The following is a 17,570-nucleotide window of genomic DNA, read 5'->3' as shown; positions in this document are numbered from 1 at the left end:
TGTTCACTCGATTCCCCAATCAAAAATAAGTTCTAGCAACCCAGTGCTAAAACTTAATTTCAACCAAATTATTAAATATAAACAATAACTACATTTCCTACACTCGAACGTCCTTGCAGGCGTAAGACCTGACTTGGTTGTCCACGCCGCATCCCCCGCTCCGAAATCGTTGATAAGACTAGATTAATTTCATTATCAATCTTCCATTCTGCAGGTAGGTATAATTCGACCGTTCCCATCATGTTATCTAAATTCAAGGTCGCCGTCTCCGCTAGCTGTGCATGGTCAAAATAAATTTTTGTCGTGCCCATATTATTAGCAACATTCACAACCTTGATATTTTGTGCTTGTAAATAACGCACGGTATTCCCCATTTGAGTTGAGATATTAATGATTTCATCCGTCTGACCCGTTTCATCATACACAAATGTCTGTTCTTCCATATATTGATCATGATGATGGTGGTAATGCCAAGGGTGCCCATAGTGAGGTCTTAAAATGGCAAACCCAATCGTTAGCAAGAAGGCTGCCCCTAAAATTGTCCAGGGTACTAAGGACTCAATCCCTAAAGGTCGGCTATACAAAATCGCTAAAAAGGCAATTGGAAAAATCGTCCCAATCAACGACCGATGCGCTAAACTAGCAATAATCAACGCACCTAATAATAATGTGGCAATCAAGCTCCAGGGATTAATCACCCAACCGGGACCTAACCCATCTAACCACCCTAATTCCTTTGTGACTAAAACAATCGCCGCCAAAATAAAAATACTGCCCCAAAATGCATTTCCGCGTTGTCTTCTATTTCGCATCCCGCTTACCTCCAAATCTGTAACTGTTCTTGTAGTGTTTTATAATATCGTCGTGACGCATAAATTTCTTTATGGGTGTTTTGAAATTGCACCAAACAATTCGACAAAGATTTCGTTAAAGCCAAAATTTGTTGCACGTTCACTATTCCAGCTTTTGAAATCCGCACAAAATTAGCTGGCAACACACCTTCGAGTTCATACAAACGTTGATGCACCACATATATTTGTTCAGCGGTATGCGCATAAACTTGGCGCTCACTGGTTTCGAAAAATAATATATCCGAAACATCAACATAATACTCGGTATCCCCTTGATAAGCGGGGAGTGTTTTTAATCCTAGGCTCTGTTGCTCAATGATTTGCCGCAGCCGTTGAATTTCAGTCGTTGCTTCAGGGGCGGTTATGATGATTTCGCTATCCTGTAGCTCCGGGTTAATTTCAATCTTTACTTTCATCGCCCTATCCTTTCGATTACTTATTACACCATAATCGCCTTTTATCGTAAATCGCTTTTCAGTAAGTGGCGTGCTTGACTGAATAACCGGTCAATTTTTCCAATTACGAACAAATAAAAAGTTTGTCAGAAATGATTCTGCCAAACCTTACCATCAATTTCAGCTATCAAAAAAACAGCTAAGTTAAAGCCAACGGATAATCGCGTTCAATGAAGATGCGCCGCACCCACGAGATTTTAACAACGACCAAAGCAAGAACCGAAGTATACCATACTCGTATAACAATTAAGCTTAGGTAAGCGCCATTTTGTTGCCAGCCGTGTAAATGACTTAAGAAGTGATGTACAAGGTACTGATCCAAAAAAATAATATCTAAATCATGAATGCAAAGTACTAACATGGAAATTGCACCCAGTTGAACTAAGCGCGCTAAACGCTTTGGGTCAAACAAATGTTCCAATGCTTGCGCCAAATAAATTAATAAAAATGAACTACCAATCCCGGCCAAAATACTCAATCCTTGATGTGCAGCTTGACCGGTCACTAACGTATATTTACCACCAAAAACTGTTGTCAGACCCAACAAAATGACCGATAAACCGATAATAAGACGTTGCCAATGATGCGTTTTAATTAAATTCATTCGGTGTGCCCAGTAACCAACCAAATAATAGATTTGAACTTCTAGCGCACTTTGTAGGGTCCAAGGTAAGGAAAAGCGATTAGCCAACCAAATTCCTAAAAGCACCGCAATCAAAACGCCCATAGCTTGACTGACCGGTGATTCCAACCGCATGAATAATTGAAAGATGATGTTGGCCAAAAACATCATTAACAAAAACCAAATGGCTCCCATGTGCGGCACAATGTCATAATTACCAGGAGTTGTAACTGATGCCCCATTGCCATAAAAATAAGGAATCAACAAGCCCCAATTCAAAGCTTGATGATGGAGCGATTCTTTTAAAAAGTTTAATCCCACAATCGCCGTGGCAATCACAAAATATGGCAATATTAAGTTATTAAAGCCTGTTTTGATTGTTTGCAGTATTGATTTATGCCGATAAAAGTACCCTGAAATAAAGAAAAACACCGGTAAATTGATCGCAAAAATTAAATTACTTAAAAGGGGATGATTCCATCCATTCATTGAATGTCCAACAATCACCAAAAAAATGGTCACCGCCCGGGCGATATCAAACGCTAAAATTCTTTTCCGCACTTGCTTCACATCCTTAATATTTAAACTATTCTTTCCAAATACTAATACACCCTTTTATTTTTTTCAATTATTTTGATTGACGAAGTATTTTCTTAAAACTTCCATAATGTTTAACAATAAAAAAGATGCATCAGCGCATCTTTTCATAAATCTAATTAACCAATGACTTTAATTAAAATGACACCAACTATCAATCAGATGATTCCCAGGGTTTTAAGCCAAGTTTTTTGTCTTAGGCCAAAATCGTTCCCAAATTCCCACTAAAAATCCTCATTAGCGTCCATAACACCCCATCCACAAAACCCCAAGCCATATAGCATCTCCCACACCCCTTCCAATGATTGACAACAATTCTAATATATCATCGATGCCACACCATGCAATTTTTGAATAATATACGACATTGAAAGATATTAATATGTTAGACATATTTTTAGCCAAAATAAAACAACTTAGCCGCCACTACTAACGACTAAGTTGTTCCACATCCTTTTTACAGATTAAAATAACGTTGTAAAGCTTCCACCTTGTCTAACCGCTCCCATGGTAAGTCAAGCTCTGGACGACCAAAGTGCCCATAGGCAGCCGTGGCTTCGTAACGAGGCTTGCGCAAGTCCAAGTCCTCAATGATTCCAGCGGGGCGCAATTCAAAGAGATCACGAATCGCCGTTACCAACTCTTCATCACTCACTTTTCCCGTACCAAACGTATTAACGTCGATTGAAACTGGGGCTGCCACCCCAATCGCGTACGCAACTTGAATCTCGACACGATCAGCTAATTGTGCAGCCACAATATTCTTGGCGATATAGCGCGTAGCATACGCTGCAGAACGATCTACCTTCGTCGCGTCCTTACCCGAAAAGGCACCACCACCATGCCGCGCATAACCACCGTACGTGTCGACGATAATCTTACGACCGGTCATCCCCGCGTCACCTTTAGGACCACCAATCACGAAACGGCCCGTTGGATTGATGTAATAGCGTGTGTTCTCATCCACCATGTCAGCTGGTAAGATGGGGTCAATAATTTGTGCTTTAACTTCGCGCCGTAATTGATCCAATGTCACCCGTTCACGATGTTGCGTTGAAAGCACCACCGCATCAATGCGTTGTGCCCGGTCATTTTCGTCCAATTCAACCGTCACTTGGGCTTTGGCATCAGGTAATAAATAATCCAACTGACCCAAACGCCGCACTTCCGCCTGCTTTCGCACCAGGGCATGCGACAAAACGACTGATAATGGTAAGTACTGGTCCGTTTCATTGGTTGCATACCCAAACATCAATCCTTGATCACCAGCCCCAATTTGATCGTAAGGATCAACGCCACCGTCTTCACGCTGTTCCAAAGCTTGGTCGACTCCTTGCGCAATATCGGGTGATTGTTCATCAATCGTCAATGCCACATGTACATCATCTGCCAAAAAGCCAGCTTCAGGATCATCATAACCAATCCGCTTCAAAGTTTGACGGACAATCTGATTCATATTTACATAGGCACTCGTCGAAACTTCGCCAAATATATTAACAAATCCCGTCGTTACTGCAGTTTCTATCGCTGTCCGCGCCATTGAATCTTGCTTTAAAATTGCGTCCAAAATCGCATCTGAAATTTGGTCTGAAACTTTATCCGGGTGCCCTTCTGAAACTGATTCTGACGTAAATAAACGTTTTTCCATGAATTAAATCCTCCACTATTTTTATATTTTATCGATATACAAAAAAATGACATACGATAAGCGCATGTCATCCGATCATTACGCCTATCTACTAGAAGTTACCACATCGCCCTTTTGGGTACGCTGGCGTCAGATCTTCGGGTCTAGTCCCTCCCTGAACTCTTGATAGGAATGTTATTAATTTGCTTCTATTAGTGTACACCATTCTCGTAATTTAGTCAGTAAAATATTAATGAACCTCAACAAACCCTCAAAAAATCAGTTATATCAACGTTCGCATACTCACCGAGCATAATAAGCGTTAAACTTTTTTGTGGTTAATTGAGTGGTCGATTGAGTGGTCAACTTACCAATATTTTGCTAAACCGTTCAGCAACTTCCTTCTTAGCTTTTGGTGTAACTTCCGCATAAATGTTCGCCGTAACTGATATGTCTTTGTGTCCTAGTCTATTGGCTACCTTTTTAATTTCCATGCCGTCTGATATTAATAAAGTAGCGTGAGTATACCTAGATATTTTAAACGCTCTTAAAGATTTAGGCTTAACCAAAAATAACACGATGTTTAAGTATCGAGGCATTAAACAACTTCCATTAATTTAATAGGGCCCAAAAGACCATTGAGAACCACCTAAAGTACCACGCTAAAACGTTGTGCCCCAAGGTTAGGACTAGAAATACCACTATTATTAAGTAGAAGGTTACAAATAGCCTTTTATTGTACTATATAAGAGAGTTTTTTAAAAAAGTGGTCTTTTTGCTCCGCACATTGGTACGTAGCCATTTAGAGCGGTCCTTTTTTTAGTCCTGAACTAGTCCTTTTTAAAAATTGAATAATTTAAAACAACATGCGCATTTACATTCTGTAAATATAAATATTCAAAAAGCCAGTTACTTTAAATAAGCGACTGGCTTTTTATCTGATAAATAAACTTCACTTAAGAACCTGACAAAACCTACCATAAAGAACCTAATAAAACCTAACCTAAAAACCTGTTAAAACTTGTTATTAATTCACTCGCTCTATTTTACCCATATAAGGCTGTATACGACCTTTTAGCATTAAGGTATATAAATTTAGCCACAATTAATTTTAAACTAGACTTAGTTAGGATAAAATTCAATTAAAAGGCCCGCCCTACTCATCAATAAGAGAAACGATGCAGTGTTGTCATTTTATGAGTTTTTCCCAAAAAATAACTTTTGAAACACATTCCCAAAAAATACTGTTTACAGACTCTTATACATTTTATAGTTGTACATCTCTACGTTATTTTTAACTACTGATTGTTTGGCAACTATCCTAAAGCCTTGTTTTATAAACATATTTTTTGCAACTGCACTAGCATTTACGGTCAATTCTTTTAACCCCATTCTATGGGCATAATCTTCCAAATATTTTAGTAAAGTTGTCGCTATTCTTTTATTCTGATAATCAGGACTTACATACATTAAATCAATATATCCATCATTATCTATATTCGAGAACCCTACAACACCGTCATCCAAAATAGCGACTAATGTATATGTATTTTGTAGACTATATTCCCATTTTGTTATTAATTCGGCTTTTTTATCTAAATTCCCCCACGCGTTTAATTGCTCAATAGAATAATAAGAATCTACTGCGTGAATTGAATTAAAGAATATATCTACAATTGAAATTAAATCGTTATTGTCGTATCTTCTAATAATCATATATATCTATTCCTTTTTATGAAAAAATAGTGTCCAAAGCACTACGTTTCCAAAATAATTAAAAAGCAAACTATAAAATGTTTAACTTAATTGCAACGTAAATAAGTTATTGACGTATTTCTATCTGTTCCGTATGGTTATCGTTGAATATCTCTATAAGCTCCTTCATATCGTCAACAGTGGCATATTTGCGCACAAAGGTCTTAGCTCTTCCTTGGTTTACTTCTCCTTGTGTACGCTTTTGCTCGTAATTCTTAACGGCCCGGCGTTGTGCTTCACTAGTCTTATATTCAGTCATACTCTACCCCTTGAATAATTTTATTGAGTTGCTATAATTAAATGTATAAGAAAACGGCAAGAGGTTCCAGGCTCTTACCGTTTGACAAGTCTTAGAGTATTAGTTGGTTAAAGTCGGTTACTTATCTTTAAATAAGTAGTCGGCTTTTTTCTTATTCCCGTAAGCTTTTGATAATTGAATCGCCAGCTTACCCACGGAAGTAAGAACAATTGAGAACGCCAAAGCAAACTCAACCAAACCACTAACCCCTTAATATTTTGTATCATTTCTGCACTCCACGTCTTAGAATTGTGTAAAAGTGCGAATACATACCCTAAATATAACTTGCCATAGCATCAGGCTCATGACTTCCCTCAACTACATATATTATTATAACGTACCTTATAACATAAAACAAGTCTTTTATACATAAATTTAAGTAAAAGATGTGCACACAAAAACTAAAAAAGTGTGCATACAAAAATGTAACCAAAATCAAAAAAGGTTGCAGAAGGTTGCAGAAAAAGTTGCAACGTTTTTAATAGTGTTGCAGTGTGTTGCAACGCCACTCTAAGGCATATACAAAGCTATATTTAACACCCTTGAAAGTCTGTATAATGCTAGTATTGGAACGCCCTAGATTGTTGACAAATGTTGACATTAAGAACGTATAAAATGTTAGTATTCAAAAAGACAAAATGCTAACATCATAATGCTAGTATTCAAAAAGCTATCAAACGTATCAAAAAAACGACAACTATTAAAAGTTATCGCCGAAGCAGGTTTGTTGATTAACTACATTATATCATTTTTAGGAGGTCACACTTTTAGCTATTTCCAAGATATTTTATGAGTATTTTAGTGGTCGTTATACGATTAATTTAAAGCTGTGCGATATAACGTTAAACAGGCTCGATATCAACGATGCAACATCAAGTGTCTACAATGAGTTAAAGGACTTAATCAATCGACAAAGTGAAACGATTGAAACCACATTAAGAGCGTTACCTCAAAAAAAGCAGGACATCATTACCAAAAGCTACGGCAAGGATAAACTAACCGCCGACGCACTGGCTAAAATGTACAATACAACGCCTAATCACATCAACAAAGTGCGCCAAAAGTTTACGCAGAGTTATAAAAAGAACGGCGGAGATGTTACCAGTCACCACGATATCCTAGCGAAACTACATCAATAACCTTGACCTGTAATTCGTCGGATGTGAATTTAAAGACAATAAAAAGCACCTTTTTACGGTGCTTGAAAATTAATGACTTGTTCCAAATATATTAACTAATATTACTCCAACAACAATTAACAATGTTCCTAGTAGTGTTTGCCAATTAATCGAATTATGAAAGATAAATACCGAAACTAATGTAACCAGTACAATTCCAGCGCCACTCCAAATTGCATAAACAATATTTACTGGAAAATCTTTGACAACTATTGATAAACAATAAAAAGCTAGCCCGTACATGAATAACGTAGCCGCGGTAGGATATAATTTCGTAAACCCGTCTGTAAACTTTAATAAATTAGTCCCGGCTAACTCCGCAAAAATTGCTAAAAATAAAAATAAATAGTTCATTCTTGAATACCTCTCATATCAATTAAAAGTTATAAATTAACAAAAAAGTATTCTACCAAAGTGTTTCCCAAGCGATATAAAAATATCTAAATAAATTCATTTTTTAATTACCTCATAAGTAAATTATATTCTAAAATAAATATATTTTCACGACACTATTTGTTATTCGGTTCTTTTCCTAGATGATATCCGGGGGACAAATAAAAAAATCGCCTTAACAATTAGTTAAAGCGAACATGCCTGTGGGAGCAAAGTTATATATTGATTAAATACTTTTTGTGGTCGATTGAGTGGTTGGCGAATTTTAAGACGACTGAAACGTCTTTATATCAAAGATTAAATTACTAAAATCGTATTCTCGTAAATTCAACTAGTTTCTCGTAAATTCAACTAGTTTCTCGTAAATTCAACTAGTTTTACTAAATTATTCAAATTTGATTTAAATGCTTTCTTAGCTATTGGTGATAGTATTTTTAAAGGTAACTTAATTTTACCTTGGTTAGTGATATACAGAGCTTGTTTGATGCGAGTTTTTCCACCATCATTATGAATATTAAAGATTAAATTATATTCAATATTGCCCTTTTGACTAATATAAATAATATTCGAATCTTCATTTTTAATGGTTATTTCTTCATAATCATTAAATGCGTTATCATGTCGTCTAACAATGTATTTGTATTCATCATTACCCACTCCATCTACAACTGTGACATCCGGTACCCACTTTAATAAATTATTTAAATCCATAAGTGTATTCTCAACCTTTTCAAAGCTTGCTACCGTCTCTGATTCATTTTCAAAAATTTTCTCATTCATCTTAATATTCTCCTTACTATTTAATAATGTAATCATATCCAGAAATAAACATTAAATAAAATAAGAATACTAATATTTATCAAAAACAGGCTCACTAAATAGCTGTGATAAAAAATCACTTTTATTGTGTAAATCTATGTTATTATTTGAAGTTTCAGCAAGCAATCTATAACTATTCGCAAGCATATAATGCGAGTTATGATTTGTAATAAATTTAATACCTAATTCGATACATTCCAGAGAATTTTGGTATTTACCTAATCGATAATATGATAATGCCACAACATAATAAATAATATTTAAATTTTCTTCGTATTTAACACTATCAATTAATCTCAAAGTTTCTTTTAATAGTCCCATGACTATATGACTCTTACCTTGCAACGAATAAACATAACCAATTGAACATTTTGCTAAAATAAATAAGCACGAGTTCGTATTTCCGCTTTCACAAGCTAATGATAATTTGAAATTATTAACAGCATTTTTCATATTATTTCCATCATTTAACTCGGCAACACCCAAATAATAGTAGTAAGCTTGTAACTGTTTATCCGTCTTCAATCCATTTACAGTTGATTCATTCAACAAAAAAAGCTTTAATTTTCTATAGTCGTGATTATTACATAACATACTTATTTTTTTATTTATATTATCGAATTCAGATATATCAAAATTATTCGTTAAACTGATGTCATCTAAACTAATATCTAATCTTTTACACAATTTTAAAAAAAGATTAATATTCGGGATATATTTATTATTTTCAATTGATGATAACATTGCTTGTGAACATATACCCTCTGATAATTCTTGTTGTGATATATGTTTTAACTTTCTCTCTTTTTTTATTATCGGTCCCAATTCAAACTTCATAATGATATACCTGTCCTTAAAATTATAAATTTATTCCGTATTTTACTATAATTAAATTATATATGTTTACTGAAACACAAAATACATAAATATTATTTTTGATATTACACACCTTAAAACGTATAATAATTACCTACATAAGCCCAACGTTGCCCTAAATAGTACTTATTACTTATTGATTGGGGCTTTTTATGTATAAATTAAAAGGCTCTGCCGAAACGAAGCCTTAAGATCTTCGCACATCCCCAATCATAGAACATTCAACTGAATTGATGTGTAGCTATAACCACGCCATGAGAATACTGAAACCTTATTTTATAAAAGCTTTATATTGCTATCAATCACATTATAAAACTAGCACTAATATGTGTCTCATTATCTATGAATAAAGTTGAGTAAAAAGTATGCACACAAAAACTAAAAATGTGTGCATACAAAAATTTAACCCAAATCAAAAAGTTGCAATGTTTTTTCATAGTGTTGCAGTGTGTTACAACACCACTCAACAACATATATAAAGCTATATTTAACACCCTTGAAAACCTATATAATGCTAGCATTGGAACGCCATAGGTTGTTGACAAATGTTAACATTAAGGACTCAGAAAATGTTAAGAAATGTTAAGATTCAAAAAAGATAAAATGCTAACATCAGAATGCCAGTATTCAAAAAGCTATCAAACGTATCAAAAAAAAGCGACAACTATTAAAAGTTATCGCCGAAGCAGGTTTGTTGATTAATTACATTATATCATTTTTAGGAGGTCACACTTTTGGCTATTTCAAAGATATTTTATGAATACTTTAGTGGTCGCTATTCAATTAATTTAAAGCTGTGCGATATAACGTTAAACAGGCTCAATATCAGTGATGCAACGGCAAGTGTCTACAATGAGTTAAAGGAATTAATCAATCGACAAAGTGAAACGATTGAAACCACATTAAAAGTCTTTCCTAAAGATAATCAAGACATCATAACCAAAAGCTACGGCAAAGATAAACTAACTGCCGATGCACTGGCTAAAATGTACAACACAACTCCTAATCACATCAACAAGGTACGACAAAAGTTCACGCAAAGTTATAAAAAGAACGGCGGGGATGTAACTAGTCACCACGATATACTGGCGAAACTACATTAATGCACTTGGCTCGAAATTCGTCGAATATGAATTTAAATAAAAAGCCAAGCAAATTAATTGCTTGACTCAATTTAATATATCGATCGTATTTATTAATGTTAGACTAGGATCCCTTGTTTTAATTTTTATATTTAGTAATAATATTATATTACATTTTACTTACGCCGATCCCAGAATACTAATCCAACCAACGAAGCTAACACAACACTAATAACTCCAGCTAGGGTTGTTTTTTCAGCTGCTGTCTTAGGCAATAACTTTAAATTGTTTTTTACATTAGCAACAGATACAACAGATTCTGTCGCTAATTCTTTTGATGTATTTGGATCTACTGGATCCTTGGGATCTACTGGGTCTTTTGGATCTACTGGATTCTTTGGATCTACTGGGTCTTTTGGATCTACTGGATCCTTTGGATCTGCTGGATCCTTTGGATCTACTGGGTCTTTTGGATCTGCTGGATCCTTTGGATCTGCTGGATCCTTTGGATCTGCTGGGTCTTTTGGATCTACTGGATCTTTGTCACTAGGAATATTCGGATTATCAGATTCATCTACTATTTTAAGTCCTATCCTTTGTTTATATGTCGATGCACAACCGGTAACATAAAATAATATCCCAGGGTTATTACTATTTGCCTCACTATTTGCCGTAATTCTTATAATTCCCGTCCCATTGCCTGTATTTATACTTTCAGCAGTAAAACCTTTTATATCATTTCCATGAACTTCGATTAAATCTCTATTTCCAACCCCATAAGTCATCACTTTATATTTTAAATCTATAGTTTTACCTACACTTACATCAACTTCTCCGGAATTAATGTTAGTACCTTTATAACTTTCAAATCTTAATCCACTAGCATAAAGTTCATTATTAGTTGTACTCGCTTGTATGCTTCCCCATGGAGATAAAAATAAAATTAAAACCCCTAATATACTGCTCACTTTTTTGCTTATTATCATTATAAATGACATCCTTAATATAATATTTTTTTAATCAGTAATACGCATTATATACTAAGAATCATAAAAAACCTAATACAATATTTCAGTGTCGCCAGTATTAAATAAATAAATAAATAATTCTATTCTACCATTGAAGGAGGACCAACAAGAACGTAACAAATAAGCAAGTTACAAAAGACGTCCGACTATTCTCTAAAAAGAATTACCCTGCTTAGAACAAATGGCTCACTATTTCTTTGTTGGAGCTGAAACGTCGTCCGACATCGTGCCGTTGGGAATAAATACTTAGACATAGCTAGAGCCAACTTAATTAACGTCTTAGTAGCATTGAAGGCACTACCAGACAAACACAGGCAAATGATTCAAATGAAATACTTTGAACGTATATCAACCAAAGATATGCAACGCAAACAGGCTACTCGGAAAGTCGAGTATATCAAATAATCAGTGAAGCCTTTTTAATGTTTGCAGATAACTTTAAAGATACATACGAGTTTAGAGGGTGATACTCCCCCCCTGCCTATTTTCAAATTAAAGGAGCGCACACAGTTCATCGTCTTGTGTCGGAGTCAATTTTTGAAAACTTTTAGGTAGGGGGGCTAAATGGTTATAAAGACTACGTCAAAGCTATTTATAACTAAAATAATCTATTTTCAACCGTCGTTTTAGACCCTAAATAGCCCAAAAGCGCCCATTTTGGACGCTTATTTTTATACATAAATTCAGTTATATCAACGGTTTAAGAGTGTTACCCCCACCACCTCTACGTTTTCAGGACATTTCAGACAATCTATTCCCCTACCCCCGGTACCCCAGATTGAGGGAAATGTTATTTTTTATAACGGGGGGCATTTTGAAAAATAATAATAACTACAGTGTTTAAAAGAGACGGCACCATTTGTTATTCGGTTCTTTTCCTAAATGATAGCCGGGGGACAAATAAAAAAATCGCCTTAACAATTAGTTAAAGCGAACATGCCTGTGGGAGCAAAGTTATATATCGATTAAATGCTTTTGTGGTCGATTGAGTGGTCAGAGATATTTAAAGCTTACGAAACGGCTTTATATCAACGATTATCTTGCTAGACTCGCATTCTCGTAATTTAACAACTACCTTTCTTTAAATCCTGTTTAACCACCTCCGCTGTGTTACTAAATCCTTCAACGACGCACCCTTGTTCCACGTGAAACAATAACCTATTACTCTCGTTCTGCCATCAAAATCAAACCTTCCATAAATTTACGTAAAGCCACTTTCCCATGGGTATGATGTTGTCCTTTTAGATACAACATTTCCATCCGGACATTTTTATAATCATAGAGGATATTACCATAGTCTAAGGCTATATCATCATTAAAATCATCTAGTTGCCGCGTAGCTAAATTCGTCAACCCCTTTTTCATTGCACGGCGCATTCGCTGAAAAATAATCTTTTTTTCATGTTGATCAATCGTATATTGTTTTTCAAAATCAATTTGATTGAAATGTAAGTGATGCTCCAACATAATTTCAGCGGTAAACAAAATATCAGCGGTTCCCGCTTCGGTCGAGATTCCCAAATATTTTAAAATCGTCCGTACTTGTTCCATCGCTTGTGGGACCGTTTGAGCGGGGGGACTTTGCTGCATTTTTTCACTCCCAACCAGACTTTGAATATACGCCAGCTTAGTCTGCATTTGTAAACTATCGCGTACTTTTTCAATCACGGTTTTAACTTCAATTACATTAATCGGCTTATCAATAAAAAATTCAATCCCCGCTTGATAGGCTGTCTCTCGTAATTCCAAATCGCGAACCTGAGAAATCATAATCACTTTAATCTGGGGGCGCTGCTGCTTTAAACGTAATACCAAATCAATACCCGATAATTCTGGCATTAATAAATCAACCAATAAAATATCAACATCTAAAGTTAAGACGGCTTGAAGCCCGGACAAAGCATCTTGACTCGTTCCCACTACCATCGCATTGTGATCTTGCTCAATGATTTGTTGCAGCACCAAGGGAACCGCCTGATCATCATCTATAATGTAAAAGTTCATGCTTCTACCTCACCTAATAAATGGTCAATTTTAAACTGAGCCGTAAATTTAGCGCCATGTTGTAGACTGGATTCAACATCAATCTGACCAGCAAAAGTGTGTTCCATCAGTTGTTGCGTATGATAAAGTCCAATCCCTCGATAAACATCACCGGTTTCGGCATTAAATTTAGTGGTAAAACCAGATGTGAAGATTTGGGCTTGCACTTGTCGCGTCATCCCCGGGCCGTTGTCCGCGACCACCAGCCACAAATGCTCACTATCGCGCCAAACGTTAATTTGAATCACACCACGGCGTTACTGACTAAGTGCATCCATACTATTAAAAATTAAATTCGATAATATCGTCACTACGGCATAATGCTCCACAATCACTAATTCGCCTTCAATCTTTTCTTGAATCACCACATCCAATTGGCGATCAAAAATCACCCGCCGCGCATATTCCGTGACCACCCGAATAATTTCGGTTAAACGCATCGTCACCACGCGTTCCATCGTAAAACTAGCAGCCAGCCCCCGCATCACATTTTGATAATCTTTTTTTACCTCATGCACATCCCGCGCAATCGCTAGCGCCCGATTGCTCGTCGCATGATTGACCACCTGTAATTCATCATTTAATAGATATGCATTTTTCATAATGCGTTCCAGTTCCGATACGTTTTTTTGCATAAAATATAGCTCATTTTTGACTGATGCTGCCGCCATAATAAAATCATAATATTGCTGTTCATGCCGCTCGAGGCGTAATAATAGCGCAAAATAATGGTAACCAAATGCCAGTAGACAACTGGCCAGTGTTCGCAGTAAAGCCACCGCAAAAATGATTTTAAAGAAGTCTAAATTTGGTACTTGCCAATGGTTTAAAATACTAACTTCTAATAAGTTAGCCCCATAATCACAAAGCACAATTGTCACAAAGAATGTGGCATTATTCCAACTACCACGGCGCCAATAAAACCAATAGTAAATCAACCCATACATAATATAAAAAGCCATATCCGCCCAAGTATATAACCAAATTTGCTGCGGCGAACTTTGTTGGCTAACTAGCATCAAGATTCCACGAAAAACTGGGGAAGCCACCGCCACCGTCAACGTTAAAGGGATCGGGTTCAAATCCGTATTAAAATACAAAAAAATGGGGAGAATCAACGGTGACAAGGCAATAATAAAGCCTGGCACGAGCGCTGACAATTGAATTTGGGAAGCTAAAGCAATCCAAAACGCCGCAATCATGATTCGTTGCTCACGTCCAGCAGATTTAAGTTGATAATCCATACACTCCTCCATTTTTGAAGTTTCTTGAAGTTCCAAGAAACCGTTTACATATAATGTTAATTGTAGTCAGAAGTAACTAGCTTTGACAAGTTTGATTCATACAATCATGATTGTGAATTTAACTATTGTCTTCATATTTAAGCTGCTTTGGCTATAATATTATGAATAGGTATAGGAATATTATTATGATCGGTATTAGTAAAAAGCCCCATTTTAAGTTTAAAATGCCCGGCGCTTTTGTTATTCTTTTCATTTTAACAATTGTTGCTGTTGCGGCGACTTGGTTCGTCCCCGCGGGTAGTTATTCAAAGCTATCTTATGATCAGCCTTCAAAACATTTAGTTGTTAAAACACCGGACGGTCCCACTGATAAAGTTCCTGCCACCCAACAAGAACTTGATAAATTGGGCGTTAAAATTGATATAAATCAATTTACTAGCGGTGGAATTACCCAAGAAATTTCCATCCCCAATACTTATAATCGGTTGAAACAACGCCCCGCTAGTTTAGCTGCACTTCCAAATAGCATGGTTCAAGGAACAATAGAAGCCGTTGATATTATGGTCTTCATCTTTGTCCTGGGCGGATTAATTGGAGTCGTTAAAGCCAGTGGCGCCTTTGAAGCCGGTCTCTTAGCCTTAACGAAAAAAACGAAGGGGCATGAATTTATGCTCATTTTCTTAGTGGCGATTCTAATGATTTTAGGCGGAACCTTATGTGGAATTGAAGAAGAAGCTGTCGCCTTCTATCCCATCTTAGTACCAGTCTTTATTGCGATGGGTTATGATTCGATTGTCTGTGTTGGCGCGATTTTCCTCGCTAGTTCGGTCGGAACCGCTTTTTCAACCATTAATCCCTTCTCCGTCGTAATTGCCTCAAATGCGGCTGGAATTGATTTTACCCAAGGAATTATGTGGCGAATCATCGGATGTGTTATCGCCGGGGCTTTCGTCATTGGTTACCTTTATTGGTATAGTAAGCGCGTGAAGGCTAATCCTGCGCTTTCGTATTCCTATGAAGACCGCGATCGCTTTAAAAAACTTTGGGCAGTCACGTCCGATCAAAATCCTTTAGAGAGTACGTTTAGTTTCCGTAAGAAATTAATCTTAATTTTCTTTGTCGTTGGATTCCCACTCATGGTCTGGGGCGTTATGTCACAAGGTTGGTGGTTCCCAACCATGGCTGCTTCCTTCCTAACCTTTGCCATTTTAATTATGTTCTTAACCGCTACCGGTCCAAATGGGATTGGTGAAAAAGGCGTCGTTGATGCTTTTGTCAATGGCGCTTCCAGCTTAGTTGGGGTCTCATTAATCATTGGTCTTGCACGGGGAATCAATCTCATTTTAAACAACGGTATGATTTCGGACACGATGTTAGAATTCTCGTCATCGTTAGTTAATCATATGAGCGGGCCAGTCTTTATCATTACCATGCTCTTGATTTTCTTCGTCTTAGGATTCATCGTTCCATCATCATCTGGTTTAGCCGTACTTTCGATGCCAATCTTAGCACCTTTAGCTGATACCGTTAATATCCCACGTTTCGTCGTCGTCACTGCTTACCAATTCGGTCAATATGCCATGCTCTTCTTGGCCCCAACCGGCTTGGTCATGGCTACTCTACAAATGTTAGACATGAAGTATTCTCATTGGTTGCGTTTCGTATGGCCCGTTGTCGCCTTTGTGCTTGTCTTTGGTGGCATTCTATTAGTTGCGGAAGTCATGGTCTATGCCTAAACGAAATTAATGATTAAACGTCTAGTCACGATTGCTTCGTGCTAGGCGTTTTTTTATTGCCCGCGATTCATGCTTGCTCATCATGTCATATAAAAAAGGATCAACATATTGCTGATCCTACCCATATATAACTTAATAGAAGTTCTAAGTGCATTTAAAAACGTTTAATTAGTATATTGTTTTAAATACTCTACATCTTTCACCACAAATAAACCATCACGTTGCTCAATGGCTCCATTCTTTACTAATTCATTAATAATCCGCGTGACTGAGCTCCGTGAACTAATCCCACAAAATTCACCAATTGTATTATGGGTAATTCGGTGATTAATCACAATTTCGCCGGTCACATCATCGCGCTCGCCAAATAATTTCGTACAGTCATACAAAAAAGCTGCCACTTGACCGGTTTTACGGTTTCCTAAAATCCGTTCAATTTGCTTAATATTGGCATCGATTCGATTACGATAGTAAATTTTGACATATTGGCTTAATAAAACATCATTATTAATCAACTGCCAAAATTTTACGCGGTTAATTTTATAAAAAATAGCCCGCTCAGAGTCTACTTTAATGTCGTAAGGCTGTTCCACGATTGCTTCATTCTCACTGCGCACCAAAGAAACAATCCCCGGTTTATTCATATACATCAAATTAAAACGCTCACGCTCACCATCAATTCCAACTAAAGAAGTAATGATAACACCTTCTAATAAGATATAAACACTCGATTCCAAATCATGTTCTCGCGTTAAATAATTATTCTTTAAAATTTCAATTTTGATTTGGTCGTCAATTGGCATTTGATTCATCACGTTTAAAAAATAATTATATAATTTATCTTCATTTACTTTAGTCATATTAGTCATATTCATAATCCTTTAAACAAATAACGCAGCTAATCCCCCTTAGAATTAGCTACGCTCATAGGTATTTATTTAGCGAACATAATGAAAAAACACTAGC

The 17,570-nt window shown here is 36.3% G+C and carries 17 protein-coding genes; 2 read left to right on the top strand and 15 right to left on the bottom strand.

Annotated features, from left to right (window positions below; genetic code table 11):
- Positions 1-71: 71 nt before the first annotated feature.
- The 10 genes from IV73_RS01855 to IV73_RS01810 form a co-directional block, all read right to left on the bottom strand.
- Entirely contained in the window at positions 72-812 is a 741-nt protein-coding gene (locus IV73_RS01855; protein WP_057754055.1) for a LiaF transmembrane domain-containing protein, read from the bottom strand.
- A 5-nt stretch (positions 813-817) separates the two neighbouring features.
- Positions 818-1,267 (bottom strand): LytTR family DNA-binding domain-containing protein, encoded by a 450-nt coding sequence (locus IV73_RS01850; protein ID WP_057754052.1) that lies wholly within the window; start codon positions 1,265-1,267, stop codon positions 818-820.
- Between the two features lie 178 nt (positions 1,268-1,445).
- A complete protein-coding gene (locus tag IV73_RS01845; RefSeq protein ID WP_057754049.1) occupies positions 1,446-2,489 on the bottom strand; it encodes an acyltransferase family protein in 1,044 nt (347 codons plus the stop codon).
- A gap of 493 nt (positions 2,490-2,982) precedes the next feature.
- Positions 2,983-4,173, bottom strand: a complete 1,191-nt coding sequence (metK, locus tag IV73_RS01840; protein ID WP_057754046.1) for a methionine adenosyltransferase — start codon at positions 4,171-4,173, stop codon at positions 2,983-2,985.
- Positions 4,174-4,514: 341 nt separating this feature from the next.
- A complete protein-coding gene (locus IV73_RS06780; protein ID WP_057754043.1) occupies positions 4,515-4,751 on the bottom strand; it encodes a tyrosine-type recombinase/integrase in 237 nt (78 codons plus the stop codon).
- Between the two features lie 649 nt (positions 4,752-5,400).
- Positions 5,401-5,868, bottom strand: coding sequence for a GNAT family N-acetyltransferase (locus tag IV73_RS01830; protein ID WP_057754040.1), 468 nt, complete (start codon positions 5,866-5,868; stop codon positions 5,401-5,403).
- A 106-nt stretch (positions 5,869-5,974) separates the two neighbouring features.
- Positions 5,975-6,166: a hypothetical protein gene (locus IV73_RS01825; RefSeq protein WP_057754037.1), complete on the bottom strand. Its 192-nt coding sequence runs from the start codon at positions 6,164-6,166 to the stop codon at positions 5,975-5,977.
- Between the two features lie 1,247 nt (positions 6,167-7,413).
- Entirely contained in the window at positions 7,414-7,737 is a 324-nt protein-coding gene (locus IV73_RS01820) for a DMT family transporter (protein ID WP_057754034.1), read from the bottom strand.
- A gap of 390 nt (positions 7,738-8,127) precedes the next feature.
- Entirely contained in the window at positions 8,128-8,556 is a 429-nt protein-coding gene (locus tag IV73_RS01815; protein ID WP_057754031.1) for a hypothetical protein, read from the bottom strand.
- A gap of 69 nt (positions 8,557-8,625) precedes the next feature.
- Positions 8,626-9,432 (bottom strand): helix-turn-helix transcriptional regulator, encoded by an 807-nt coding sequence (locus IV73_RS01810; protein WP_057754028.1) that lies wholly within the window; start codon positions 9,430-9,432, stop codon positions 8,626-8,628.
- Positions 9,433-10,205: 773 nt separating this feature from the next.
- On the opposite strand from IV73_RS01810, the gene IV73_RS01805 reads away from it, so the two are divergent.
- The gene (locus IV73_RS01805; RefSeq protein WP_057754025.1) at positions 10,206-10,574 is read left to right on the top strand and encodes a hypothetical protein; all 369 of its coding nucleotides are present in this window, start codon (positions 10,206-10,208) and stop codon (positions 10,572-10,574) included.
- Positions 10,575-10,729: 155 nt separating this feature from the next.
- Here the strand turns inward: IV73_RS01805 and IV73_RS06745 are convergent, their stop codons facing one another.
- The 4 genes from IV73_RS06745 to IV73_RS01790 form a co-directional block, all read right to left on the bottom strand.
- Positions 10,730-11,539 carry an LPXTG cell wall anchor domain-containing protein gene (locus IV73_RS06745; RefSeq protein WP_057754022.1) on the bottom strand — a complete coding sequence of 270 codons (810 nt, stop codon included), beginning with the start codon at positions 11,537-11,539 and terminating at the stop codon, positions 10,730-10,732.
- A gap of 1,203 nt (positions 11,540-12,742) precedes the next feature.
- Entirely contained in the window at positions 12,743-13,585 is an 843-nt protein-coding gene (locus IV73_RS01795) for a DNA-binding domain-containing protein (protein ID WP_057754019.1), read from the bottom strand.
- On the bottom strand, positions 13,582-13,872 hold the full coding sequence (locus IV73_RS06600; protein ID WP_157049529.1) for an ATP-binding protein: 291 nt from the start codon (positions 13,870-13,872) through the stop codon (positions 13,582-13,584). The genes IV73_RS01795 and IV73_RS06600 overlap by 4 nt, the downstream gene beginning before the upstream one ends.
- Positions 13,873-13,881: 9 nt before the next feature.
- A complete protein-coding gene (locus IV73_RS01790) occupies positions 13,882-14,868 on the bottom strand; it encodes an ATP-binding protein (RefSeq protein ID WP_157049528.1) in 987 nt (328 codons plus the stop codon).
- Between the two features lie 185 nt (positions 14,869-15,053).
- On the opposite strand from IV73_RS01790, the gene IV73_RS01785 reads away from it, so the two are divergent.
- Positions 15,054-16,604: a YfcC family protein gene (locus IV73_RS01785; protein WP_057754016.1), complete on the top strand. Its 1,551-nt coding sequence runs from the start codon at positions 15,054-15,056 to the stop codon at positions 16,602-16,604.
- Positions 16,605-16,768: 164 nt separating this feature from the next.
- Here IV73_RS01785 and IV73_RS01780 read toward each other — a convergent pair whose 3' ends face one another.
- Positions 16,769-17,473 carry a Crp/Fnr family transcriptional regulator gene (locus tag IV73_RS01780; RefSeq protein ID WP_057754776.1) on the bottom strand — a complete coding sequence of 235 codons (705 nt, stop codon included), beginning with the start codon at positions 17,471-17,473 and terminating at the stop codon, positions 16,769-16,771.
- Positions 17,474-17,570 lie beyond the last annotated feature (97 nt).

It is taken from the genome of Weissella kandleri (assembly GCF_001438705.1).
GTDB classification, from domain to species: domain Bacteria; phylum Bacillota; class Bacilli; order Lactobacillales; family Lactobacillaceae; genus Weissella; species Weissella kandleri.
The sequence above is the reverse complement of the archived record's forward strand: the minus strand, read 5'-3'. Positions and strand labels throughout refer to the sequence as shown.

Coding starts and splice junctions, on each gene's coding strand:
- IV73_RS01855 (WP_057754055.1), bottom strand. CDS start 812: ATGCGAAATAGAAGACAACGCGGAAATGCATTTTGGGGCAGTATTTTT.
- IV73_RS01850 (WP_057754052.1), bottom strand. CDS start 1,267: ATGAAAGTAAAGATTGAAATTAACCCGGAGCTACAGGATAGCGAAATC.
- metK (WP_057754046.1), bottom strand. CDS start 4,173: ATGGAAAAACGTTTATTTACGTCAGAATCAGTTTCAGAAGGGCACCCG.
- IV73_RS06780 (WP_057754043.1), bottom strand. CDS start 4,751: ATGCCTCGATACTTAAACATCGTGTTATTTTTGGTTAAGCCTAAATCT.
- IV73_RS01830 (WP_057754040.1), bottom strand. CDS start 5,868: ATGATTATTAGAAGATACGACAATAACGATTTAATTTCAATTGTAGAT.
- IV73_RS01825 (WP_057754037.1), bottom strand. CDS start 6,166: ATGACTGAATATAAGACTAGTGAAGCACAACGCCGGGCCGTTAAGAAT.
- IV73_RS01820 (WP_057754034.1), bottom strand. CDS start 7,737: ATGAACTATTTATTTTTATTTTTAGCAATTTTTGCGGAGTTAGCCGGG.
- IV73_RS01815 (WP_057754031.1), bottom strand. CDS start 8,556: ATGAATGAGAAAATTTTTGAAAATGAATCAGAGACGGTAGCAAGCTTT.
- IV73_RS01810 (WP_057754028.1), bottom strand. CDS start 9,432: ATGAAGTTTGAATTGGGACCGATAATAAAAAAAGAGAGAAAGTTAAAA.
- IV73_RS06745 (WP_057754022.1), bottom strand. CDS start 11,539: ATGATAATAAGCAAAAAAGTGAGCAGTATATTAGGGGTTTTAATTTTA.
- IV73_RS01795 (WP_057754019.1), bottom strand. CDS start 13,585: ATGAACTTTTACATTATAGATGATGATCAGGCGGTTCCCTTGGTGCTG.
- IV73_RS01790 (WP_157049528.1), bottom strand. CDS start 14,868: ATGGATTATCAACTTAAATCTGCTGGACGTGAGCAACGAATCATGATT.
- IV73_RS01785 (WP_057754016.1), top strand. CDS start 15,054: ATGATCGGTATTAGTAAAAAGCCCCATTTTAAGTTTAAAATGCCCGGC.
- IV73_RS01780 (WP_057754776.1), bottom strand. CDS start 17,473: ATGACTAATATGACTAAAGTAAATGAAGATAAATTATATAATTATTTT.